The 24,076-nt window shown below is 65.1% G+C and carries 18 protein-coding genes; 8 read left to right on the top strand and 10 right to left on the bottom strand.

Annotated features, from left to right (window positions below; all coding sequences use genetic code 11):
• The first annotated feature begins 26 nt into the window (after positions 1-26).
• The 3 genes from R1H25_RS03955 to R1H25_RS03945 all read left to right on the top strand — a co-directional run bounded on the left by R1H25_RS03955 (position 27) and on the right by R1H25_RS03945 (position 3,779).
• Positions 27-1,721: a fructose-specific PTS transporter subunit EIIC gene (locus R1H25_RS03955; RefSeq protein ID WP_317222789.1), complete on the top strand. Its 1,695-nt coding sequence runs from the start codon at positions 27-29 to the stop codon at positions 1,719-1,721.
• A 14-nt stretch (positions 1,722-1,735) separates the two neighbouring features.
• A complete protein-coding gene (locus R1H25_RS03950) occupies positions 1,736-2,989 on the top strand; it encodes a carbohydrate porin (protein WP_317222788.1) in 1,254 nt (417 codons plus the stop codon).
• Between the two features lie 190 nt (positions 2,990-3,179).
• Positions 3,180-3,779 carry a fasciclin domain-containing protein gene (locus R1H25_RS03945; protein ID WP_317222787.1) on the top strand — a complete coding sequence of 200 codons (600 nt, stop codon included), beginning with the start codon at positions 3,180-3,182 and terminating at the stop codon, positions 3,777-3,779.
• Between the two features lie 83 nt (positions 3,780-3,862).
• Here the strand turns inward: R1H25_RS03945 and R1H25_RS03940 are convergent, their stop codons facing one another.
• Positions 3,863-5,062, bottom strand: a complete 1,200-nt coding sequence (locus R1H25_RS03940; RefSeq protein WP_317222786.1) for a serine hydrolase domain-containing protein — start codon at positions 5,060-5,062, stop codon at positions 3,863-3,865.
• 417 nt (positions 5,063-5,479) lie between these two features.
• Here R1H25_RS03940 and R1H25_RS03935 point away from each other — a divergent pair, with 417 nt between their 5' ends.
• Together R1H25_RS03935 and R1H25_RS03930 are read left to right on the top strand one after the other, a co-directional pair.
• Positions 5,480-8,146: a TonB-dependent receptor domain-containing protein gene (locus R1H25_RS03935; protein ID WP_317222785.1), complete on the top strand. Its 2,667-nt coding sequence runs from the start codon at positions 5,480-5,482 to the stop codon at positions 8,144-8,146.
• A gap of 66 nt (positions 8,147-8,212) precedes the next feature.
• The gene (locus R1H25_RS03930; RefSeq protein WP_317222784.1) at positions 8,213-9,721 is read left to right on the top strand and encodes an MFS transporter; all 1,509 of its coding nucleotides are present in this window, start codon (positions 8,213-8,215) and stop codon (positions 9,719-9,721) included.
• A 61-nt stretch (positions 9,722-9,782) separates the two neighbouring features.
• Here the strand turns inward: R1H25_RS03930 and R1H25_RS03925 are convergent, their stop codons facing one another.
• On the bottom strand, positions 9,783-10,829 hold the full coding sequence (locus tag R1H25_RS03925; RefSeq protein ID WP_317222904.1) for a LacI family DNA-binding transcriptional regulator: 1,047 nt from the start codon (positions 10,827-10,829) through the stop codon (positions 9,783-9,785).
• A 217-nt stretch (positions 10,830-11,046) separates the two neighbouring features.
• Between R1H25_RS03925 and R1H25_RS03920 the strand changes: the two genes are divergently transcribed.
• Together R1H25_RS03920 and R1H25_RS03915 are read left to right on the top strand one after the other, a co-directional pair.
• Positions 11,047-13,623 (top strand): glycoside hydrolase family 3 N-terminal domain-containing protein, encoded by a 2,577-nt coding sequence (locus R1H25_RS03920; RefSeq protein ID WP_317222783.1) that lies wholly within the window; start codon positions 11,047-11,049, stop codon positions 13,621-13,623.
• Positions 13,624-13,814: 191 nt separating this feature from the next.
• The gene (locus R1H25_RS03915) at positions 13,815-15,062 is read left to right on the top strand and encodes an arsenic transporter (protein WP_317222782.1); all 1,248 of its coding nucleotides are present in this window, start codon (positions 13,815-13,817) and stop codon (positions 15,060-15,062) included.
• Positions 15,063-15,087: 25 nt separating this feature from the next.
• Here R1H25_RS03915 and R1H25_RS03910 read toward each other — a convergent pair whose 3' ends face one another.
• From R1H25_RS03910 to R1H25_RS03890, 5 genes are all read right to left on the bottom strand, one after another.
• Positions 15,088-16,521 (bottom strand): OprO/OprP family phosphate-selective porin, encoded by a 1,434-nt coding sequence (locus tag R1H25_RS03910; RefSeq protein ID WP_241880590.1) that lies wholly within the window; start codon positions 16,519-16,521, stop codon positions 15,088-15,090.
• 132 nt (positions 16,522-16,653) lie between these two features.
• Positions 16,654-17,430, bottom strand: a complete 777-nt coding sequence (locus tag R1H25_RS03905; protein ID WP_049447913.1) for an ABC transporter permease — start codon at positions 17,428-17,430, stop codon at positions 16,654-16,656.
• Positions 17,414-18,247, bottom strand: coding sequence for an ABC transporter ATP-binding protein (locus R1H25_RS03900; protein ID WP_049447912.1), 834 nt, complete (start codon positions 18,245-18,247; stop codon positions 17,414-17,416). The genes R1H25_RS03905 and R1H25_RS03900 overlap by 17 nt, the downstream gene beginning before the upstream one ends.
• 14 nt (positions 18,248-18,261) lie before the next feature.
• Positions 18,262-19,320 carry an ABC transporter substrate-binding protein gene (locus R1H25_RS03895; RefSeq protein ID WP_049447990.1) on the bottom strand — a complete coding sequence of 353 codons (1,059 nt, stop codon included), beginning with the start codon at positions 19,318-19,320 and terminating at the stop codon, positions 18,262-18,264.
• A 75-nt stretch (positions 19,321-19,395) separates the two neighbouring features.
• Entirely contained in the window at positions 19,396-20,517 is a 1,122-nt protein-coding gene (locus tag R1H25_RS03890; RefSeq protein WP_317222903.1) for a 4-oxalomesaconate tautomerase, read from the bottom strand.
• Positions 20,518-20,626: 109 nt separating this feature from the next.
• Here R1H25_RS03890 and R1H25_RS03885 point away from each other — a divergent pair, with 109 nt between their 5' ends.
• Positions 20,627-21,529 (top strand): LysR family transcriptional regulator, encoded by a 903-nt coding sequence (locus R1H25_RS03885; RefSeq protein WP_010485668.1) that lies wholly within the window; start codon positions 20,627-20,629, stop codon positions 21,527-21,529.
• A gap of 98 nt (positions 21,530-21,627) precedes the next feature.
• Here the strand turns inward: R1H25_RS03885 and R1H25_RS03880 are convergent, their stop codons facing one another.
• From R1H25_RS03880 to R1H25_RS03870, 3 genes are all read right to left on the bottom strand, one after another.
• Positions 21,628-22,155 (bottom strand): DUF6622 family protein, encoded by a 528-nt coding sequence (locus R1H25_RS03880; RefSeq protein ID WP_317222781.1) that lies wholly within the window; start codon positions 22,153-22,155, stop codon positions 21,628-21,630.
• An 88-nt stretch (positions 22,156-22,243) separates the two neighbouring features.
• Positions 22,244-23,128 (bottom strand): methylenetetrahydrofolate reductase, encoded by an 885-nt coding sequence (locus R1H25_RS03875; protein WP_317222780.1) that lies wholly within the window; start codon positions 23,126-23,128, stop codon positions 22,244-22,246.
• Positions 23,128-24,042 (bottom strand): LysR family transcriptional regulator, encoded by a 915-nt coding sequence (locus R1H25_RS03870; protein ID WP_317222779.1) that lies wholly within the window; start codon positions 24,040-24,042, stop codon positions 23,128-23,130. Before R1H25_RS03870 ends, R1H25_RS03875 begins: the two co-directional genes overlap by 1 nt.
• Between the last annotated feature and the right edge of the window lie 34 nt (positions 24,043-24,076).

Genomic DNA, 24,076 nt, shown 5'->3' with positions numbered 1-24,076 from the left:
GAACCCGAAGCATTCCAGGAGTTCCCATGCAAGTTTCCACCGTAGTCATCGCCGCAGGCGATCGCAGCATCGAAGCGGTTCTCGCCGCCGAAGCGCTACGCCGCGCCGCCCGCCAGCGCGGGCTCGAGCTGATGATCGAAATCCGCAGCGATCAGGGCGTGACCGGCGCGCTGCCAGCCGCAGATGCTTCCGCCGCGACACAGCTGCTGCTTGTGGGTGACGGCGAGGCGGATAGCTCCCGCTTCGGCAACGCCCAGATCGTGCGCGCGAGCCTCGGCGAAGTACTGGACGATCCGCTTGCAGCGCTGGCACCGTTGTCGGCCGCAACCACGGCAGGCACCGGCAAGCACATCGTCGCCGTCACCTCCTGCCCGACCGGCATCGCCCACACGTTCATGGCGGCCGAAGGCCTGCAGCAGGCGGCCAAGGCGTTGGGATACGCGATCCGGGTGGAAACCCAGGGCTCGGTGGGCGCGCAGGACGCGCTGAGCGACGAGGAAATCGCGGCCGCCGATCTGGTGCTGATTGCCGCCGACCGCGAAGTCGATCTGTCGCGCTTCGCTGGCAAGCGCCTGTTCAAGAGTGGCACCAAGCCGGCGATCAACGACGGCCAGAACCTGATCCGCAAGGCACTGGCCGAGGCCGGCGTGCAGGCAGGCATCGCGACTCCGGGCGGCACGGCCGAGAAAACCAGGGCAACCGGCCCCTACAAGCACCTGATGACCGGCGTGTCGTTCATGCTGCCGTTCGTCACTGCCGGTGGCCTGCTGATCGCACTGGCGTTCGCAATTGGCGGCATCTATGCCTTCGATGACGCGCACAAGGGCACGCTGGCGTGGTCGCTGTTCCAGATCGGTGCCAAGTCCGGCTTCATGTTGATGGTGCCGGCGCTGGCCGGTTACATCGCCTACTCCATCGCCGACCGGCCCGGCATCGCGCCCGGCATGATCGGTGGACTGGTTGCGGTCAACATGGATGCAGGCTTCATCGGCGGCATCCTCGCCGGCTTCATCGCCGGCTACGGCGTGCATTGGATCAACCGTGCGCTGCGGCTGCCGCGCAGCCTGGAAGGCCTCAAGCCGGTGCTGATCCTGCCAGTGCTGGGCACACTGCTGGTCGGCCTGTTGATGATGTACGTGATCGGTACGCCGGTCGCCGGGCTGCTGGCGTGGCTGACCGACTGGCTGCGCGGCATGCAGGGCAGCAGCGCGATCCTGCTCGGCCTGTTGTTGGGTGGAATGATGGCAGTGGACATGGGTGGGCCAGTCAACAAGGCTTCCTATGCCTTCTCCACCGCATTGATCTCCAGCCAGGTCTATACGCCGATGGCGGCGACGATGATCGGCGGCATGACGCCGCCACTGGGTATCGCGCTGGCGACGTGGCTGTTCAGCAACCGCTTCACCGCCGAGGAGCGCGGCACCGCCGGTGCCGCAGGCGTGCTTGGCCTCAGTTTTGTCACCGAAGGTGCGATCCCTTACGCCGCACGCGATCCGCTGCGCACCATTCCGGCGCTGATCCTTGGTTCTGCGGTGGCCGGTGCGATTTCGATGGCAGCTGGTGTTGAGCTGAAGGTTCCGCACGGCGGTGTGTTCGTGCTGCCGATCCCGAACGCGGTCACCCATCTTGGCATCTACCTGCTGGCGCTGGTGGCCGGCGTGGCTGTCACCGCGGTCGCGCTGCGCGTCCTCAAGAAGCCGGTCACGGCTCCCACCCTGTAAAAGGAACCTCGCCCATGACCTCTCCTTCCCGCCGCCTGTTGCCGGTGACCATCCTGCTGGCCCTGCCGTCCGTGGCCGCAGCCACCGACGCGAGCGAGGTCTTCATGCCCAAGCTGGCGTACACCGGCGAAGCGGCTGCCACGCTCGATGGCGGCAAGCGCAGCGGCACGGCCTATGCCGGCCAGTTGATGTTCGGCGCCGACATGAACCTGGACGCTGCGTTTGGCTGGCGAGGTGCAACGGTCAAGGCCTACGGCATCAACCGGCATGGCACCAATCTTGCCAACAGCAGCACGGGCAACAGCACCTCGGTGCAGGAAATCTACGGCGGCCAGGGCACGCGCCTGGCCAATCTGACGCTCGAGCAGAAACTGCTGAACGACCGACTGGTGCTGGAAGTCGGGCGCAGCGTCGCCAACATCCATCATCTCGGTTCGGAGCTGTGCCAGTACTTCCAAGGCAACTCGGCCTGCGGCAACCCGACCTACGTGTTCCGCACCAGCAGTTTCACCTGGTGGCCGGTATCGAGCTGGATGGCCGATGCCACGGTCTGGGTGACGCCGGATGTCTACGTGCGCGTCGGCGCCTATCAGGTCGACCCGAGCCAAGCCGAGGACGGCCAGCACGGCCTGAAATGGAGTACGAACCAGGCCACCGGGTGGATCGTGCCGTACACGATCGGCTGGCGCAGCCCTGCGTCGGCGCGCCTGAAAGCCAAGTACGAGCTCGGTGGCTGGCAGGACAACTCGACCTATCGCGACCCGCTGCGCGATGCCTATGGCATGCCGGTGCTGCTCAGTGGCCAGGAGTACGCGACACGCCACGGTCGTTCCGGTGCGTTCGCCCGCTTCGAACAGCAGCTTACCGGCGATGGCAGTGGCCGCGGCCTGACCCTTTTCGGCGCCGCGCTCAAGGGTACCTCCGGGCAGTTGATCGAGGATCACTTCCTGCAGGCCGGCCTGGTGCAGAAAGGCACGTTCGCAAGCCGACCGCAGGACAGCATCGCTTTCGTGGTGACCCAGCAGAAGTACAGCGGCATCGCGCTGGAAAACCTGCGCCTTGCCCGTGCCGCAGCGGGTGGCAGCGGTACCCCGCACGGGAGCCAGGTGATGATGGAGCTCAGCTATGGCGTCCAGGTCACCTCGCAGCTTCGGGTCGCGCCGAACCTGCACTACATCGTGCATCCGGATCAGTTCAACGAACCCGCACGCCAGCATGATCTGCCGAATGCGCTGATTGCCGGCCTGCGGGTCGATTGGAGTCTGTAGGAGAGTCCGTTTTCGTCCGCGCGATTGCCGATCAAAGGCTCATGATGCCCACGCAGTCCATATTGCCCTGCGGGCGGCAGCGAGCGGCTCTGGTCAATGACCGCACGTCTGTCCGGTAGCGTGGATTCGATCGACGCCGGCCTCAGCATCACGCTGGTGCATCCAGGTGTTCCCGCCAGCCGTATGTAGGATGCCCGCGCTGTGCGGGCATCCTACCGAGGAACGCACCGTGAACGCTCTCCAGCGCATCGCCGCCGCAGTCAGCTTCGCCGTACTCGTCTCAGCCGCTTCCGCCAGCTTCGCCGCAGATCCCGTAATGGTTGGCGGGGCCGAGATGTACCCGACCAGGACCATCGTTGAAAACGCCGTGAACTCCAGGGATCACACCACTCTGGTGGCAGCGGTCAAGGCCGCAGGCCTGGTCGAGACCCTCAATGGCGCCGGTCCCTTCACCGTCTTTGCGCCCACCAATGCGGCCTTCAACAAGCTTCCAGCAGGCACGGTCGATACACTGGTGAAGCCTGAAAACAAGGCGCAGCTCACCCGGATCCTCACCTACCACGTGGTCCCAGGACGCTTCAGTTCCGCCCAGCTCCTGGCCGATGCCAGGAAGCACGGTGGAAAAGCCACGCTGAAGACAGTGCAAGGCGAGCCGCTTACCGTGGCGCTTCACGACGGCACGTTGTGGGTGATCGACGCCAAGGGTGGCAAAGCGGGCATCAGCATCGCCGACGTCAACCAATCCAACGGCGTCATCCACGTTGTCGATACCGTGCTGATGCCGAAGTAGTGGTGCCCCCTGCCAGACCTGACACTCCGGCCAGCAGCACGAAGTAGTGGACGAGGATCCGGGCGCAGGCCCGGCTCCTCCGTTCACTGAAGCGCCTGGGCCAGCTTGAGTACATCCGCCGGGAATGTCGCGTAGTCATCCAGTGGAGCGCGATGGCTGTCGCGTCGGTGGATGAGGCGCACGGCAACCACTCGCTGTTGCGGAACGATGACCAGGTGCTGGCCCAGGTAGCCGTTGGCGGCGTAGGCAACGGTTGGGCCGCGTTGGATGTCGAACATGTCGGACAGCTTGAGTCCACGACGGGTGATCTCGCTGCCATAGTGCTGCGGCCAGTCCGCCCCAAGTCGTTCGGCGACGTCCGCAATCAATGCACTCTTGCTGTCGAATACCCTGCCCCCGGTGGCCAGCAATGCCTGCTGGACCGGAGCGCTGACCTCATGCTGCGCCAGGAAGCCGGCCATCTGGCCTTTCAACTCATAGCGCTCCCATGCCGGAATGCGCCACCACAGAAAACCAACATCCGGGGAGCGGGCACTTGCTCCAGTCAGCAGCGCCACCGACCGCTCGCTCAGCACGCGCGTACCCGCCGGAGTCACGCCGCCATCAAGCAGCAGCTGCCCGATCTTCGCCAGATCGCGGGCACTCAGCGACAATCCGGCCATGCCCAATGGCGTGCCCGCACCGTCCTTCAACCAGGTATATCGGGCAATGCCCAGCGGTTTGAACAGGCGCTTCTCAAGGTAGGCATCCATCGGTTCTCCTGCCAGACGCTCGACAATGCCGGGCAGCAGATTGGTAGCCTTGTTGTTGTAGGAGAACGTGGCGCCTGGATCGCTGCTCAGCTCTGCAGCCAGCGCGAGCTTGACCAGGTCCGGCGCAGCTTCCAGCTCTTCCCCCGCGTTGGCCACGTTCTGCAGGCCAGAGGTATGGTCCAGCAGCATACGTACCGTGATGTCCCTTTTCCGCCCCTGTTTCCACTCCGCGAAGATGTTGCTTACCGGCTCGTCGACCGAGGCCAGTTTTCCGTCGTCCAGCAGGAGCATGATGGCCAGCGCCACCACCGACTTGGTGGCCGACATGAGGTGAACCGGCTCCTCGCCTGTCTCTGGCTGTAGCTCCAGCAGTGTTTTTCCATCCTTCCAGACAAGCACCGCGTCGGAATGCGCGGCACGGGCGTTGCGTTCGATCATCGCGACGGCGTCGGCCGTGGTGGTCGTGCTGGCCAGAGCAGGGAGGGCCAGCATCAAGGCCGCGAAGCCGGACAACCATCGGGCAGTTTTCATGGGCAGCTCTTCCGGTGAATGCCTTCTCACATTGACTACAACTGTAGTCAAAGCCGAGTGCCTGAAGTCATGCCCGGCCACATGGCAGCATCAGCACCACGCGACCCGCAGGGCCCAGTAGCCCGCCAGCGGATACGCGAAGCCGATGGCCCTTGCTGCCGGCCCGCTTTCTGATGGTTCCGATCCGGCCGTTGCAGTCGCATGCAGGGCGCAACGCCGCTCGATTTCGTTTCGCATTGCAGCAAATGCGGCGTGCCAGGCAGCCCTGCTGATCGCTCAACTACCTGATTTCCCGAGCATCTGGTCATCCATCGTTCATTCTGATTGACAGCGTTGTCAGGCGGCGCTTACAAGAGCCCACGTCCGGCGCGTGGCGCGGGAACGTCCAGACATCACTTATGGGGAGAGAGGGACCCTATGACCGGCCATTTCAGGAAGAGCACACTCGCACAGGCAGTACTTGCCACCATCGTCACCGCCACTGCAGCGCTGCCGGTCGCAGCGCAAACAGCCAAGGAAAGCAGCTCCACCACCACCAGCGAGGCACGGGAGGCCTCAACGCTGGACGCCGTCATCGTCACTGTCGAACGTCGGGAACAGGACCTGCAGAAATATGCAGGTACCGCCCAGGCAATTTCCGCGGACGATACGCGTGCGCTGGGCATCAACAATGAGCTGCGCAACATCCAGGCCCTGGTGCCGGGCATGAGCATGGCCAACCAGGAAGGCAACCTGGAGATCTTCATCCGCGGCGTGGGCTCTTCGAACAATACCGAGCTGGGTGATCCGGGCGCTGCACCGCACATCAATGGCGCCTATATCGCCCGTCCCCGCGGCCTGGGCGGCATGTTCTACGACGTCGAGCGCGTGGAGATCAACAAGGGCCCGCAGGGCACGCTGCGCGGCCGCAACGCGCTGGCCGGCACGCTCAACATCATCACCAAGCGCCCCGATCTGGAAGCCTTCGGCGGATATGTACAGGCCGAAGTCGGTAATCGTGACCACCGGGGTGGCGAGTTCGCACTGAACCTGCCGATCGGCGGTGGCGCGGCCTTCCGCGTGGCCGGCTACAAGGTGGAGAAGGACTCACCGTTCAAGAATGCGGGGCGCGCGCAGGACCTGGAACCGGCAGGCGTGCAGGATGATCGCGGTGCACGCCTGTCGTTCCTCTACCAGCCGGATGAGAAGCTCTCGATCTTCGCCATGGCCGACATCGGCAAGGAAGGCGGCACGGGCTATCCCGGTGCCAACGTCTACACCGCCGCCAAGGCCGGTTATCTGCCGGACGATGTCGACCTGCGCAAGATCATCTACCGTGGCGCGCAGGGCAAGCTCGACAGCACCAACTGGGGGGCGCAGACCAGCATCTCCTACGACTTCGGCAAGGTGGCGGTGGAGTACAACGGCAGCTACCGCAACGTGGACTACCGCCAGACCAATGCGCAGAGTGAAGGCATCCTCTGGCCGGGCCGCAACATCGATCCGGTATCGCCCAGCAACCCGGGTGGCATCGACTACGACAACTACTCCACGCAGTACTGGCTGACCGAGTCGGAGTCGCAGGTGCATGAGTTGCGGTTCACGTCGGACCAGGACGAACGGCTGCGCTGGACCACCGGCCTGTTCCATTTCAACGAGGACCAGCGGGTGGGCTACCTTTCGCTGGTGGACAAGGGGCGCTGGTACTCGGGCACCGAGTTCACCATGCCCAAGGTCAACGGCAAGTCCTCAGCGATCTTTGCCGACGGCACGTTTGATGTCACCGAACGCCTGCGCCTGAAGGGTGGCCTGCGCTACTCCGAGGAGAAGAAGTCGCGTTACGGCATCGGCGGCAACTGGTCGCTGGGCCTGCCCGGCCAGGGCGGCGACTTCGCCACGCGGTTGGGAACTCCGGGCTTCGAGCCGGCCTTCATGAGCCGCCCGAATTTTGATGTCAGCAACATCACCTCGCAAGCCGAGATGGCCCGCTTCCTGCTTCAGGGCGTGCTGCGCCATGGTCGCAACGACACCTTGCTGCAGCAGATCGGCGCGGTGCCCGACGGCGGCCCCTTCGGTTGCGTGGATCGTCCCGACATCGGCGGCGACACCGTCGACTGCCCATACCAGAGCTGGGCCCAGGTCAGCGCGATTCCCGCCCAGCAGTTCGGCAGGAGCAAGTTCAGCTTTACCGACTGGCGCGCGGGTTTCGAGTACGACGTGAGCGACGACAGCCTGCTGTACGGCCTGGTGTCGACCGGCCACAAGGCGGGCGGTTTCAACGACACGTTCGATCCGAAGGAGATTCCGGAGACGTTCAAGCCAGAATCGATCATTGCCTACGAAATCGGCAGCAAGAACTCGTTCCAGATGCTGGGCCGAACCTCGACCTTCAATGTCAGCGGCTTCTATTACGACTACAGCGACCAGGTGTTCCAGGACCTGGCGGTGATCGCCACCAACCCGACCACTGGTGAAGCCACTGGCTATGCGCTGGTCAACCGCAATGTCGGCAAGTCGGCGGTGTATGGCCTGGAGGCGGAAAGCAGCCTGCGCTTCCCGCACAACTTCATGGTCAACATCAATGCACTCTGGATGGACAGCGAGATCAAGCGCGGCACCGTCGCCGATGTCCGCAGCCAGAACTACGACGCCGGTGGTGCCACTTCGTTGATCGACCTGTCCGGCAATGAACTGCCGCTGGCCTCGAAGCTCACCTTCAACGTGCGCCTGCAGCATACGACCGAGCTGCGCTTCGGTACCTTCGACTGGCAGTTGCTGGCCTCGTACCGCTCGGCCTTCTTCCTGACCCAGTACAACAACCGGGACGTGGAGTTCATCCGCAAGGATCCGGTCACTGGCGAACTGGTTCGTGACCGCACGCAGAGCGCTGCTGCCGCAGGCTTCCCGGACCGTCAGCGCGGCGAGACCACCTTGAACGCCGGCATCGGGTTTACGTCACTGAGCGGCAATTGGCGGGTCGAAGCATGGGGCAACAACCTGCTCGGCAACGACGTCTCGCAGAAGGCGCTGGTCGGATCGGGCATCAACGTTCGCTTCCTGAACGATCCGCGCAGCTACGGCCTGCGTCTGCGCTACCAGTTCTGAGCAGCACCGCCATGAAGGAGGGCCGGGTTCGCCGGCCCTCCCCACGCAACCACCTGTTCCCGCCCTGTGCGTCAACGCGCAGGGCGTCGTCCTGTACGACATGACATGAGAATCATGAAACACACAACCCGCTGGTCGCAGTTCGGCGTACTCATCACCGTCTTCTTCTTCTGGGGCTTCGTTGCCGCAAGCAACGGCATCCTCATCCCGGTGTTCAAGAAGGCGTTCCATCTCAGCCAGGCGCAGAGCATGTACGTGGCGATGGCCTTCTACGTTGCCTACACCGCTGGTTCACTGATCTACATCGCTGTTTCACGTGCCATCGGCACCGACCTGCTGCATCGGGTGGGCTATCGCAACGGCATCTGCATCGGCCTGCTGGTCTCGGCACTGGGCGCCCTGCTCTTCTATCCAGCAGCCAACACCGGCTCGTTTGCACTGATGCTGTCCGGCCTGTTCATCGTGGGCCTCGGCTTCTCGCTCCAGCAGATCGCGGCCAATACGCTGGCGGTGATCATGGGTGACCCGGCCACCGGATCGCAGCGCCTGACCATGGCCGGCGGCGTCAACAACCTGGGGGCAACAGTGGGCCCACTGCTGGTGAGCATTGCCATCTTCGGCAGTGTGTCAGCGGGCAATACAGAGGCCAGCATCGAGAGCGTAAAGATACCGTACCTGGTACTGGGCGCCGCCTTCGTACTGGTGGCCGTGCTGCTGCGGTTCTCGAGCGTGCCCAATCATGTCGAGCTGTCCGCGACGGTCCCCGCAGGCGTAACCGGGGCAGATCACCAGACAGACCGCAGATCTGCGCTTGCTTACCCGCAGCTGGTCATGGGCATGATCGCGATCTTCCTCTACGTCGGCGTGGAGGTGTCGACCATCGACAATCTTCCGGCCTATCTTGAACAGCCCTTGAGCAAGGGAGGACTGGGCCTGGAAACCTCGGTGATCGCCCCGTTCGTGTCGCTGTACTGGGCCAGCCTGATGATCGGCCGCTGGGGTGGTGCCGCAGGTGCGTTCGATGTGCGCGCAGGCACCCAGAAGCTGTTGATGCTGGTGCTTCCGTTCGTCGCGTTCGCCATCTACCTCGCCGTGAACGCGGTATCAGGCCACGACTCCGCGCAGTTCCTCCACTACGCGCCGGTGATCGTCCTGATGATCATCGCCACCCTGGCCAGCAAGGGCAGTCCATCGCGCATGCTGCTGTACTTCGCCGTGTGTGGCATTGCGGCGCAGTTGGTCGGCATGTTCACCACCGGCATGACCAGTGTCATCGCCTTCATCAGTGTCGGGCTGTTCTGCAGCACGATGTGGCCCTGCATCTTTACCCTGGCCATCTCCGGCCTGGGCCGCCACACCAATCAGGCAAGCAGCCTTCTGATCATGATGATCATGGGCGGCGGCATCGTCAGTTGGGCGCAGGGCGCACTCGCCGACAAGGTCGGTGTACATTACAGCTTCATCATTGGCGTGCTGTGCTTCTGTTATCTGGCGTTCTACGCCTGGGCGGCCGGCCGTACACTTCGTCGCCAGGGTGTTGATCTGGAGCGATTGGCGACCGAAGCGGGCCACTGAGCCGCGCCCCTGCCCTGCCAGCGCGGCCTGCCGATCGCGCCGGCCGGCCGTTGGACCGCATTCAATCGTGACGGACCGGTCCCGTGGATCGCCGGACCTGCAGGGCGTAGTCAATATCGACCACACCACCGCTGCCGAGCTCGCGCACTTCCTTGATCAGCTCCATGGCCGCCCGCCGGCCCATCTCACGGGTGGGCTGGCAGACGGTGGTCAACGCCGGATAGATCTGGCGGGCAATCGGCGTGTCATCGAAACCACAGACCGAGATGTCGCCCGGCACCGAAAGGCCGTGCTCGAACACCGCGCAGATGACCCCCGCCGCCATATCGTCGTTGGCGGCGAAGATGGCGGTCGGCCGATCAGGTCGATCAAGCAGCGCGTTGGCACCGTTGTAGCCTGATTCGTATGAAAACTCGCCCTCCAGCACCAGGCTGGGGTCGTAGCGCAGCCCCGCCCTGCGCAGGCCTTCACGGTAGCCTGCCAGGCGCCACATGCTTGCGCCGTGCGCGGCGTGCCCCTTGATATGGGCGATGCGGGTATGGCCGAGCGAGGCCAGGTGTGCGATCAGCGCAACCACCGCGCCGATCTCGTCCACCACCACGCCCACGTTCCGGTTCTGTTCCTTTGCCGAAATGCTGGAATACGGGATGCCCAGGTCGACCAGGCGGTCCAGCAGGGCGCTGTCGTCGGTCAGTGGTGGCGTCAGCACCACGCCGTCGAGCTGCGACTGCATGATCAACGACTCGACCTTCTCCACGATATCGGCTGCGTCGTAGATCAGCGGCGCCAGCATCAGGTTGTAGTGCTGTTCCATGCAGGCATCGAGCACCCCCATCTCGATCTCCATCAGATAGTTCGAGGACGGATTGTCGAACAGCATCGCGATCAGGTAGGAACGCCGGCCGGCGAGGACACGCGCCGAGGGCAAGGGGCGGTAGCGCAGCTTTTCCACCGCAGCATCAACACGGGCCCGGGTGCTCTTGGAGACGTTCGGCTCGTTGTTGAGCACGCGCGATACGGTCTTCATGGAGACCCCGGCCGTTGCCGCGACATCCTCGATGCGCACGCGTCCCGGCCTGCCTGCCGGCACCTGCTCAGGTCCCGGCATCCCCCGTCCTTTGACCGTCATAGCCTCACCATCTTTACCGGACCCCTGCACCACGGGATGTGGATACAGATGCAACTTTATCCTCAAATCCGATGCCGCTGTGCAGCAAGCAATCGTCCCGGGGGCTGGGTATGCTCCGATTCGACTGACAACGCTGTCAGGTTGCTTTTCTGGTCTGCACACCTCTTCAAGCCATCCATCCGAGATGATCGTTCCCATGAACTTCCGTCATTCCGATCGTGCGAAGCGCAACCCCGGTTTCCGTCTACACCACCTGATGCTGACCGCCGCGCTCGCCTTGGCGCTGGCACCCGCTATCGGCGCGGCCCCTGCCCCGCCGCGCGAAGCAGGCACGATCACAGCCGCCAACTGGCCGAAGGCGAAGTGGCCGCTGGCCAATGATCCGGCAATGGAGAAACGCATCGACGCACTGATCGCGTCGATGACGCTGGAGGAGAAGGTCGGCCAGATCGTGCAGGGCGATATCGCCAGCGTCACGCCTGATGACGTGCGCAAGTACCGACTGGGCTCAATCCTTGCTGGTGGCGCGTCCGACCCGGGCGGCCGCTACAACGCCAAGCCCGCCGAGTGGCTGGCGCTGGCTGACGCGTTCTGGGAAGCCTCGATGGACACGCGCAATGGTGGCAAGGCCATCCCGATCATATGGGGCATCGACGCGATGCATGGCCAGAGCAATGTGGTTGGCGCCACCCTGTTTCCGCACAACATCGGCCTGGGCGCGGCGCGCAACCCGGAACTGCTGCGCGAGATCGCAAGGATCACCGCAGCCGAAACCCGCGTGACCGGCATGGAATGGACGTTCGCGCCGACCGTGGCGGTTCCGCAGGATGACCGTTGGGGTCGTACCTATGAAGGATACTCCGAGGACCCTGCACTGGTGGCGAGCTATGCGGGGCCATTCGTCGAAGGCCTGCAGGGCAAGGTCGGCGCGGCCGACTTCCTTGATGACCACCACGTGATGACAACAGTGAAGCATTTCCTCGGTGACGGCGGAACCGAAAACGGCAAGGACCAGGGCAACACCACCGTCAGCGAGGCCGCATTGCGCGACATCCACGCGGCCGGCTATGTGCCGGCGATCAACGCCGGTGCGCAATCGGTGATGGCATCGTTCAACAGCTTCCATGGCGAGAAAATGCACGGGCACAAGCCATTGCTGACCGATGTGCTGAAGGGCCGGATGGCGTTTGGCGGCTTTGTCGTCGGCGACTGGAACGGCCATGGCCAGATCAAGGGCTGCACCAACACCGATTGCGCGAAGACCTATGTTGCCGGCCTGGACATGGCGATGGCGCCGGACAGCTGGAAAGGCATGTACGAAAGCACGCTGGCCCACGTAAAGGACGGCAGCCTGCCGGAGGCACGGCTGGACGACGCGGTGCGCCGCATCCTGCGGGTAAAGATGCGCATGGGCCTGTTCGACAAGCCCAGGCCCTCGGAGCGGGCACTGGGTGGCAAGTTCGAGCTGCTTGGAGCGCCGGCGCATCGCCAGATCGCGCGGCAGGCCGTGCGCGAATCACTGGTGCTGCTGAAGAACCAGAATCAGTTGCTGCCACTGTCGCCGAAGCAACGCGTGCTGGTGGCGGGCAATGGCGCCGACGACATGAGCCGGCAGGCCGGCGGCTGGACGTTGAGCTGGCAGGGCGATGGCACGCGCCGCGAGGACTTCCCGAATGCGGAAACGATCTGGGAAGGGTTGGAGGCACAGATCAGATCGGGCGGCGGCCAGGCCGAGTTGGTGGCCGATGGGCGTTACCGCAGCCGTCCCGATGTGGCCATCGTGGTGTTCGGCGAAGAGCCGTACGCCGAGTTCCAGGGCGACCTGCCGAACCTGATGTTCAAGAACGGCAAGTCCGGCGACCTGGAACTGATGCAGCGCTTGAAGGCCGACGGCATTCCGGTTGTCGCGGTCTTCCTGGGTGGGCGCCCGCTGTGGCTCAACCGCGAAATCAATGTAGCCGATGCCTTCGTTGCCGCCTGGCTGCCCGGATCGGAAGGTGCCGGCGTGGCCGATGTCCTTCTGCGCGGGGCCGATGGCCGGGTGCAGCACGATTTCCGCGGAAAGCTGAGCTTCTCGTGGCCACGCCGCGCCAACCAGTACCAGAACAACGTGGGGCAGAAGGACTACGACCCGCAGTTCGCCTTCGGATACGGCCTGACCTATGGCGACAAGGGAAACCTGCCTGCTCTTTCCGAGGACCCGGGCATTGATCCGGACGCCGCAGGCAGTGGCATCCTGTTCGATCGTGGTGTGGCCGGCACCGGCCTGATGCTTCGCCTGACTGCCGCCAATGGCGAGTCGACCGATGTCGTGCATCCCAATGCGACAACTGCCGACCAGTCACTGGCGATGGTCGCGATCAATACCGATGTGCAGGAGGGCGCACGCCAGTTCAGTTTCCGGGCGCCGGCCGCGGTGGCGTTGCAGGCCAATACTCCGCTGGACTGGTCGCGCGAGACCAACGGCGAGCTCTCCGTGGTAGCGACCGTGCGTGTCGAACAGCTCCCGGCGGAATCCGCAGTGACACTCGGTACCACCTGCGGGGCGGCGTGTGCTGCCGAGGTTGCACTGGGCCCTGCGCTGTCGGCGGCGCCGCGCAATGAGTGGATCAGGCTGGGCGTTCCCCTCAAGTGCCTGGCCAAGGCCGGGGCAGACATGAGCCGCTTGAACGTGCCGTTTGCGCTTCGAGCCGGAAAGGGCACAACGCTTGCGATCACCTCGGTCGTACTGGGCACCGAGTTTGATCGCAAGGTGGAGTGTGCGACGCAGTAGGCGCGGTGTTGAACGCCTTGGCGCGGCCGTCACGGAACGCGCCGCGCCAGGGCATTCGCTGGACGGCTGGCACGGTATGATGCCGCAACCCCGGCACTTGCACTGATCGCAGCGGGCGCCTGCACGCCGATCAAATGCACCGGAGAACCGGCGGCAGGGTCGATGGACGGCACCGCGCACGCCCCTACTCCATGCTCGCTTCCCATTCTTCGCTCATCATCTGGATGGCGGTGGCCGTTGCCACTGTCGGCCTGCTGTTCCGTCCGTTCCGCATCCCGGAGTATGTGTGGGCGCTCGGTGCGGCGGCGTTGCTTCCGCTCAGCGGCACCGTGTCGTTCGGCACTACGTGGCACGCAGTCGCCGAAGGGCGTGACGTTTACCTGTTCCTGGTCGGCATGATGGTGCTGGCCGAGCTCGCCCGCCGCGAAGGGCTGTTCGACTGGCTGGCGCTGTATGCGGTCCGCCACGCCGGCGGATCGGGGCGACGCCTGTTCGACCTGGTGTTCCTGGTCGGCACGCTGGTGACGGTGTTCCTGTCCAACGATGCCACGGCCGTGGTGCTGACGCCGGCGGTCTACGCCGCCTGCAAGGCGGCCCGCGCCAATCCCCTGCCCTACCTGTTCGTCTGTGCCTTCATCGCCAATGCGGCCAGCTTCGTGCTGCCCATTTCCAACCCGGCCAACCTGGTGGTGTACGGCCAGCACATGCCGCCGCTGCTGCAGTGGCTGGCGCAGTTCGCACTGCCCTCGCTGGCGGCGATCGGTGCGACCTATCTTGTGCTGCGCTGGGTGCACCGGCGCGAGATCGCACAGCCGCTGGTGACCGCGCCGGCGCATCGCCCGCTGACCATGGGCGGGCGCCTGAGTGCGCTGGGTGTGCTGTTCACCGGCACGGTGCTGCTGGTCACGTCCGCCTTGAACGGGCCGCTGGGCCTGACCACCTTCTGTGCGGGTACGTTGAGCGTGGCGGCGGTAGCGATCCGCCAGCGACGCAGCCCGCTTCCGCTGCTGCGCCACGTGTCCTGGGGCGTACTGCCGCTGGTGGCCGGCCTGTTCGTACTGGTGGAAGCAGTGGCCCAGACCGGCGCCATCCAGAGTGCGGCCAGCGCGCTGCAGGCGCTGGCGAAGACGTCACCGCACCAGGCCAGCTGGCTGGCCGGTGGTGGGGCGGCACTGCTGAGCAACGTGGCCAACAATCTGCCGGTTGGCCTGGCGGCTGGTTCGTTGGGGCAGATGGCGGACCTGCCGGCGCAGACCCGTGCCGCATTGCTGGTCGGCGTGGATCTGGGCCCGAACCTGTCAGTGACCGGCTCGTTGGCCACGATGCTGTGGCTGATGGCGTTGCGTCGCGAAGGCGAGCATGTCAGCGCGCTCGATTTCCTGCGCGTGGGCGCGCTGGTGATGCCGCCTGCACTCATCGCTGCATTGTTGCTGCTGTGACCAGAATGCAGGCGGCGCCACGGCCCTAGAAGACCAGCTGCAGGCGGGTATTGAAGGTGGTGCCTTCATCCCTGCCCGCTGCACTGCCGCTGCGGTGGCGGGTCTGCCAACGCACGGCTTCGAACATCACCCGACTGAAATCGTTGAGGTACCAGTTCGCGCCCAGGGTCCACGCGTGGCCGGTACCGCCACTGGGCAGCTCGGCATAGTCCACGTCCTCGTAACGGCCCTTCAGCTCCCACGCGCCGCTGCCGCCGCGCGTCACCGGATCGGCGACCTTCACCTTGCCCCAGGTGCCGGCCTTGCCCGAATAGGACGGCAGCGCGCCCGCCAGGAACCAGCCGGCCGAGATCGCCCACGCCTGGTGGTCGCGATCGTAGCGACCGCTGGCATCGGCCCCGCGCAGGCTTCGCGTACCCCATTCGCCGGTTGCCCACGCCGGGCCGAAGAAGCTGGCCAGTTCCGCACCATAGGCGGTGCTGCGCTGGGCGCCCAGCAGCGTGCCCGGCGTGATCTTGACCAGATCGTTGAAATGCCCGGCGATCGCCGAACTGCGCACCACGCCGCTGGCCCCAGCGGGAATCTTCTCGTGGAAGGCCCATGCGCCCAGATGCAACGTGGCAGCAGCGGTATCCAGCGGATTCCAATGGACGCGGGTGGCCCAGGTCTGGCTGTCGTTGTCGGTGCCGCCGTTGTTGAGGTCGTTGCCGGCCACCGACAGGCTGGCATGCCACCCCTTTCCATACACGCGCTCGGTCAGCCCGACACCAAACAGGCCGCGCTGCGGCAGCATCAACGTGCCGACCACATTGCGCTCCTGGAACGGCGTGTTGGAGGTGCTGCTGGAGCCATCGATACCGCGATCGTTCAAGCGGTTGCCCATCGTGAGATCGGCCGGCAGGCCGAACAGGGTGTGGTCCAGGGTGGCATAGACCGACTTCCAGGCCACCGCGTTGTCGGCGAAGTCGCCCTCCACCACCCAGCCCAGGGTGCCGTAGCGTCCCTCGGCCCCCAGGCGCACCGAACGGATCTCGGTACCAGAAACGTTGCGGTCGCTGACTGCGGAACCGTCAGTGCTGGAGGCGTCGACGAACAGGCGGCCGCGGGGACGGAAAACGGTATTGCCGTCGGCGCTGCTGAACTCCGGCGCGCCCTTGGCCCAGGAGACCTTGGGCAACTTGGACTGTCCGGATTCCAGTGCGGCCACCCGCGTCTCCAGAGCAGGTACAGGGTGCGCGGGCGGAGCGGCCGCAGTGCCCTGCCCGCCCTCCACGGCGCGGAGGCGGGCCTCCAGTTGCTGGATCTGCAGCGCCTGCTGCTGCACCAGGCGTGACAGCTCGGCCTGGCTCAGCGGCGCAGGAAGCGAAGACGTGGACTGTGCGTCGGCATGGCCACTGGCCAACAGCAGGCCGAGCGCGACCGACAGCGCTGCCATCGGCAGCACGGTGGGAGGGTTCATGGGCTCTCTCCGGCCAGCCGGCCCCCTGGCCTGGCGCTGGCCTGTTTCGGTGGTGCGGGGGAAGTTCGGGGGAGGAAACGCGCGCCGCCGGATCGGCCCGGCGGCGCGTCAGGCGGGCTCAGCCCGGCCTGGTCAGCTGGTGGCCTGTGCCTGGGCGTTGGGGCGCCAGGTGATCAGCTTGTTCTCGACCACGTCCAGCAGGGCGTCGATGACCAGCACGAAGGCGGCCAGGATGATGATGCCGGCAAACACACCCACCGCATTGAAGTTGCCCTCGGCCTGCGCGATCAGGTAACCCAGGCCCGCCGAGGCGCCGAGGTACTCACCGATGATCGCGCCGACCACCGCAAAGCCGACCGAGGTGCGCAGCGAGGACAGGATCCAGCTTGCCGCTGCCGGGAAGTAGACATGGCGCAGCAGGTCGCTGCGGCTCGCCCCGAGGATGCGGGCATTGGCCAGCACTACCGGGTTCACCTCACGCACGCCCTGCATGGCGTTGAAGAACGTGGTGAAGAACACCAGCGTGACCGCCAGCGCCACCTTCGACCACAGGCCCAGGCCCAGCCACAGCACGAAGATCGGCGCCAGAACCACGCGCGGAATCGCGTTGAAGCCCTTGATGAAGGGATCCAGGATGCGCGCAGAGCGCCGGCTCAGGCCGAGCCAGACACCGCCGGCCACGCCAAGGCCGGTACCGATGATGTAGCCCAGCGCGGTTTCGGTCAGCGTGATGTAGACATGCTGGTAGAACGAGGTATCCGACAGCCAGGTCCAGGCCTGCTGCACGATCGCCGTTGGCGAGGGGAAGAAGAACGGATCGATCACGCCCAGCGCGATGCCGCCTTCCCAGCCACCGAACACGGCGATCACCAGGGCCAGCTGGATGAACTTGTCAGTCTTGGCGTGCATAGCTCTTCTCCACTTCGCCGCGCAGGCAGGCCCAGATATCGCGGTACAGGTCGGTAAAACGGTCATCCAGCTTGATTTCGGCCACGTTGCGCGGCCGTTCCAGATCCACATCGAAACTGCGTACAACACGGCTGGCCGGGCCGGAGGACAGCACCACCACGCGGTCTCCCAGAGCGATGGCTTCTTCCAGGTCATGGGTGATCAGGATCACCGAGCGCCGGTCTTCCTGCCACAGCCGCAGCAGCTCGTTCTGCATCAGGTGGCGGGTGTGGATGTCCAGCGCCGAGAAGGGCTCATCCATCAGGATCACCTTCGGCTCGACGATCAGCGCCTGCGCCATCTGCACCCGCTTGCGCTGGCCACCGGACAGCTGATGGGGGTAACGATGCTCGAAGCCGGTCAGGCCGACCTTGGCCAGCCACGCATTGGCTTTGGCCTTGCGTTCGGCCTCGGGTACGCCGCGGAAGCGCAGGCCGAGTTCAACGTTCTGGTAAGCCGTCTTCCACGGCAGCAGCGCGTCCTGCTGGAACAGGTAGCCGACCGATTCCTGCACACCACTGACGGCGCGGCCGTCGATGCTGACCTGGCCGGAAGACGGCTTCAGCAGGCCCGCCACGGAATTGAGGATGGTGCTCTTGCCGCAGCCGGTGGGCCCGACGATGGCAAGGAACTCGCCGTCACCCACCTGGATGTCGACATCACGGACGGCGGTGAACTCGCCGAAGGACATGGTCACCTTGTTGATGGCGACCATGGTCTGTGCAGGCTCCAGCTGCGGTGCGCCATTGAACTGGCGCACGGTGGCATTGAGGGCCATGGGGTTACCTCCGCTTACGGTTGGGCGGCCGGCGCCGCAGCGTTGGCACGCTCGACGAAGGCATTGGTGTAGGTCCTGGACAGGTCGATGTTGGCCTTGGCCACATCCGTATTGAATTCACGCAGCACCTTCAGTGGCGTCTCCAGGTCGGCCGGCGTGAAGCGGCCATCCCGGGTGAAGATCGCGCGGGCGTTCTCCACCGCGCGGGCATAGGTGGTGCGGTCGCCGGAGACATAGCTGTCCGGCAACGCCGCAACAATCTCTTCGGCACTGTTGTCGGCGATGAACTTCAATGCCATCTGCTCGGCACGGGCGATTTTCTCGGCCGCCTCCGGGCGCTTGTCCAGGAAACTCTGGTTGGCGTACATCACCGAGGTCGGGTACAGCCCGCCGTAGACCTGGCGGGCGCCGTCGTCGCTGCGCGCGTCGAGGATGATCTTGCCGACCTTGCGTTCGGTGATCAGGGTGGCGGCAGGATCATAGTTGACCAGCAGGTCGATCTTGCCCTGCTCCAGCGCCGCGACCGCTGCGGCGCCCGAGCCGACGCCGATCAGCGAGATGCTGTCAGCCGGAATATCGTGCTGGGCGAGGAAGTGACGGACGAAGAAATCCGACGATGAGCCCGGTGCGGTGATGCCGACCTTCTGGCCCTTGATGGTGTCCGGGCGGGCCGGATCGAAGGTGGCATCCTCGCGGCCGGCCATCACCAGGCCCGAATTGCGCGAAAGCAGCACGAAGGCGACCACATCCTTGCCCTTGGCCTGCATCTGGATGGTGTGGTCGTAGAAGCCGACGGCCACGTCGGTGGAGTTGGCCACCAGCGCCTGCAGCACCTTGGAGCCGCCCTGCGCGAAGTTCTCCGTCTTTACTTCGAGACCGACGTCCTTGAAATAGCCCTTGGCGTCGGCAATGAAGAACGGAAGGTTGTTGAGGTTGTAGGAACCGACGCTGATGCGCACCGGTGCGTTGTCAGCGCTGCCCGTGGACGCGCCTTCCGCGCGGCCGCTATTGCTGCATCCGGCCGCGGCCAGCCCGGCCGCGCACAGCGCGACCATCAGGAACTGCTTGTACATCATCCCTCCCAGGAGTGAAGCATCTACGTTGTGGTGGTGGGCAGGCACGCCTGTGCCGACCCGACCGGTTTCAGATCATGCCGCTGACGTCCATTGGCGGGCTTGGGTGGCACTGGCCGCGGCGGGCGCGGGCGATGTCGCGTATACGCGCCCCTCGAACAGGCGGCGTGCAGTGCGAACCACGCTGGCAATCACTGGCGAATCGCCCGAACTGCGACTGAGGCCCACCTCCAGGGCCCCGCTCGGATGTTCGAGGGTAATGCTGCCGGGAACGGACAGGCATCCGACCAAAGTGTGGGCCAGCGTGCCCGGCGTGACGGCGGCGGTGGCCAGGCCGACCGCGCCGGTAATGGCCAGTGCAGTGTGGCATTGGTGCGGCATGAAATAGCGCACCTGCAGATCGCCCCCATGTTGCGGCGCCGACAGCAGCACCGGCTTGGGAATGACCTTGTCGCCGGCATCGGCGATGCCCATGCGGGCGCCCGCCTCGATGCGCAGCGCTTCCAGCCGGGCCAGCAAGGCGCTGTTCGCATTCAGCTCAGCGGGCGACGCATCGCCGCTCACGCCCAGGTCTTCGGCACGCACCAGCATCATCGGCATGGCGCAGTCCACCAGGCTGACCGGCACGCCATCGATGATGTCCTGCGCGTGGCCGCTGGGCAGCAGCTTGCCGGTGAGGGCGCCTGCGGCATCAAGGAAGGAGAGCCTGACCGGCGCGGCCGATCCCGGCGTGCCGGCAATCCGCGTATCGCCGCGGTAGACCACGTTGCCGCCCGGGGTTTCCACTGTGGCAATGATCAGTTTGCCGGTGTTGACGTTGTGGATGCGCACCTCGGTCCGCGGATCCTGCGCCTGCACCAGCCCACGCTCGATGGCATACGGGCCCACGGCTGCCAGCATGTTGCCGCAGTTGGGGGACGTATCCACCACCTGCTGCTCCACCCGGACCTGGGCGAACAGATAGTCCACGTCGGCGTCCGCCCGGCTCGAGCGGTCGATGATGGCCACCTTGCTGGTCAGCGCGTTGCCACCGCCGATGCCGTCGATCTGCAACGGATGGCCCGAGCCCATCACTTCCAGCAGCAGGCGATCGCGTTCGGCGGTGTCCGCCGGCAGATCGCTGGCCAGGAAGAACGGGCCCTTGGAGGTGCCGCCGCGCATGAGCACGCAGGGAATGCTGAGCAGATCGTTGGACATACGTGTGCTAGATTGATGCGTATAGGGGATGAATAGCCCCTCTGTGATTCGATACTGGCATGACCCCAATTGATCTGTGAATTGCTGATTTTTGGATGATTGATACCTGATGAGCATCAATTGTGAAATCCTGGATCTGCGCGCGTTCCTGCTGGTGTCGGAGACCCGCAGCTTCCACCGCGCCGCGGAAATCCTGCATGTGTCCCAGCCTGCACTCAGCCGGCGGATCCAGAAGCTGGAGCAGGCCGTGGGTTCGCCGCTGCTGGAGCGCACCACGCGCAGTGTCAGCACCACCGCCGTCGGCGAGAACCTGCTGCCGCTGGTGCGCCGCATGCTGGAAGAGTTCGATGGTTCGCTGTTCTCACTGCGTGGCCGGGAGGACACCCGCGGCGCCACCGTCACCATCGCGTGCCTGCCTACGGCGGCGTTCTACTTCCTGCCCAGCGTGATGGCACGTTTCCACGAAGCTCATCCGAACGTGCGGTTCCGCATCCTCGATATCCCGGCCACCGAAGGCCTGCAGGCGGTAGAGCGCGGCGAGGTCGAATTTGGTATCAACTTCATGGGCGCCAACGACCCGAATCTCGACTTCGACGTGCTGGCCGAGGATCCGTTTGTGCTGGCGTGCAGGCGCGATCATCCGCTGGCCCGCAAGCGCAAGGTTGAATGGGCCGATCTAGCCGAGCACCAGCTGATCACCGTGCATCGCACCAGCGGCAACCGCACGCTGCTGGACGGCGCGTTGGCGCGCGAGAACCTCAAGCTGAGCTGGCACTACGAAGTGACCCACCTGTCCACGTCGCTGGGCATGGTCGAGGCAGGCATCGGCGTGTCGGTGCTGCCGAAGATGGCCACGCCGGACGGGGATCACCCCACCCTGGTGACACGTGCCATCGGCAACCCGGTGGTATCGCGTACGATCGGCATCGTCCGCCGCCGGGGCGCCCTGCTCTCGCCCACCGCCGAGCGGTTCCTTCAGATGCTGATGAGCCAGTGGCGCGGGGAGGCTTGAGGCGCGTTGCACCTGGCGGTACCGGGATCTCCATGCACCTCGACATGGCAGACGCGCTTACACAGAGAAGCCGGCCCGCGGCCGGCACTACCCTGCAGTCAGCGTGCGGCTCTCAGCCCCTTGCTCGCCGCATCCAACCGCAGCGAGGCCAGATAACGGCAGTACTTGCCCACGAAGATGCCGGTGAAACCACCCGCCAGCAGCAGGTAGGCGGCACTGAAACCGGCGCTGGCGGACAGCGAAGGCGACACCGCGAATGCGACTTCGAAGCCGTACTTCACCAGGAAGGTGACCAGCAGCAGCGGCAGCAGGCTGAAGTCCGCGTTGCGCCAGAGCTTGCCGGAGCTGCGATCCACGGTCAGCTTCAACCGATTCAGCAGCAGCCAGGCAAGCGCAGCACCTGTGGCAATGCCGGCCAGCCATTCGCTCCAGGCGGTCGGCGACGCGCCGAAGCGATGGCTGATCGACCACGCACCCCATGCGGCAAACAGGGCGGGCACGATCGCCAGCTTCTGCAGCGAGGTCTCGGCCGGCTTCATGGCGGCGATGCCACGGGTGATCAGAAAGGCCAGGAGCAGCCAGACCCAGACCGGCGTCTGCGAGGCGAGTTGCTGGAGCATGTTCATGAGCGTTCCCCTTGCTGAGTGGCAGCGAGGTAACCCCGCCTTGGCGCTCACTATTGGCTTTCACCCCGGTTGCAGCCAGTGACAGCTGTCAGCCATCGCCGATTACGCTGCCGGCAGTGGAAGCACGCACCCGGTGCCGCTCGATCCAATCCAGTGACGGTGCAATGCCACCGAACGGGAAGAAGTGCGGACTGACCAGGCCATGGGCGTCGGTCAGCCCCTGCACGAGACGGTCGACAAACACCTCCGGCCCCGCTGTGCCAAGCAACCGGCCGATCGAGACGCCGTACCTGGCCAGCATCGATGCACTGGCACCCACGCCGCACATCGCGGCGTAGCGCAGCAACCTGGTGATGCTGGCCGGCCCCGGCACACCGACCAGCACCGGAACGTTGATGCCACGCGCGCGCAGTACATTCAACCACGCCAGCACGATATCGGCATCGAACGCAAACTGGGTAATGATCAAGGGTGCCATGCCGCGCGCTTCGATGGCCCGGCACTTGCGTTCAAGCGCCTGCCAGCGATCGTCACTGCTCATTGCCGGATGGCCTTCCGAGTGCCCGCCGATACCCACGACTCTGATGCCGAAACGCTCAAGAAGTCCGGTCTCGATGATCGAAGCACTGTCAGCAAACGGCCCGGCAGGCGTGGCGAGGTCACCGGCGATTACCAGGCATTGTTCGACACCGGCCTCGCTCGCAGCACGCTCCAGGAACCGCTCGAGTACCGCACGCGAGCCGATACGGCGCGCAGACAGATGCGGCATCGGTTCGAAGCCGAGCGTGCGCACCATGCGCGCGGCAGCCAGGCGTGCGTCGTCATCCTCACTGGCCAGGTAGGGAATGGAGATCGTCGTGCCATGCGGTATGCGGGCGGCCTCCGCGCGCAGCGCGGGCATGGCCTTCGCGCTGACCTCCAGTGAAAAGGTGTTGATGAAGGCTTCCGTCCGCAGTGATCCAGGTGCAGGCATCAACGGGCTCCGCCTGCATTGCCGGCAAGCGGCGAGCTGTTACGGGCCAGTTCGATGAAGGACTGCAGGTAGTCGATGCCGGTATCCGCCTCGCGTGCACCCAGATAGATCTGCTTGGGGATGCCTTTGGCACCCAGGCGCACGGGCACCACGTCCATGCGCGCGGCGTACTCCTCCACCAGCCAGCGCGGCATGGCGGCCACGCCGCGGCCGCTGGCCACCATCTGCATCATGATGTCGGTGGTTTCAATGGCCTTGTGGCGGCGAGGCGTGATGCCAGCCGGCAGCAGGAACTGGTTGTAGATGTCCAGGCGCTCGAACGGCACCGGGTAGCTGATCAGCACTTCCTGGCCGAGCTGGCGCGGCTTCACGTAATCCACCTTGGCCAGGGCGTGGCTCTTGGCCACCACCAGGACCTGCTCGTAGTCGAACACCGGGATGAACTTCAGGCCCGGCTTCAGCAACGGATCGGGGGTGACCAGCAGGTCGATTTCGTAGCCGAACAACGCGCCGATGCCGCCGAACTGGAACTTCTGTTTGACGTCCACATCCACGTCCGGCCACGCGGCCAGGTAAGGCGAGACGATCTTCAGCAGCCACTGGTGGCAGGGGTGGCACTCCATGCCGATGCGCAGGGCGCCACGCTCGCCCTGTGCGAACTGGCCCAGCCGCTCCTCGGCCAGGTCCAGCTGTGGCAGCACCCGGTTGGCAACCGCCAGCAGGTACTGCCCGGCCTGGGTCAGCCGCAGGCTGCGGCCTTCGCGCAGCCAGACATCGGTACCAAGCTGCTGCTCCAGCTTTTTCATGCTGTGGCTGAGCGCCGACTGGGTCAGGTTGAGCACGCCGGCCGCGGCGGTGAGCGAGCCCTGCTGCTCGACCTGCTGCACGATACTGAGGTGGATCCGCTCCAGCATGATGATGAATCCCGCTCATGGATTGGTGAAGTAA

This window comes from Stenotrophomonas veracruzanensis, assembly GCF_032911525.1.
GTDB classification, from domain to species: domain Bacteria; phylum Pseudomonadota; class Gammaproteobacteria; order Xanthomonadales; family Xanthomonadaceae; genus Stenotrophomonas; species Stenotrophomonas africana.
The sequence above is the reverse complement of the archived record's forward strand: the minus strand, read 5'-3'. Positions and strand labels throughout refer to the sequence as shown.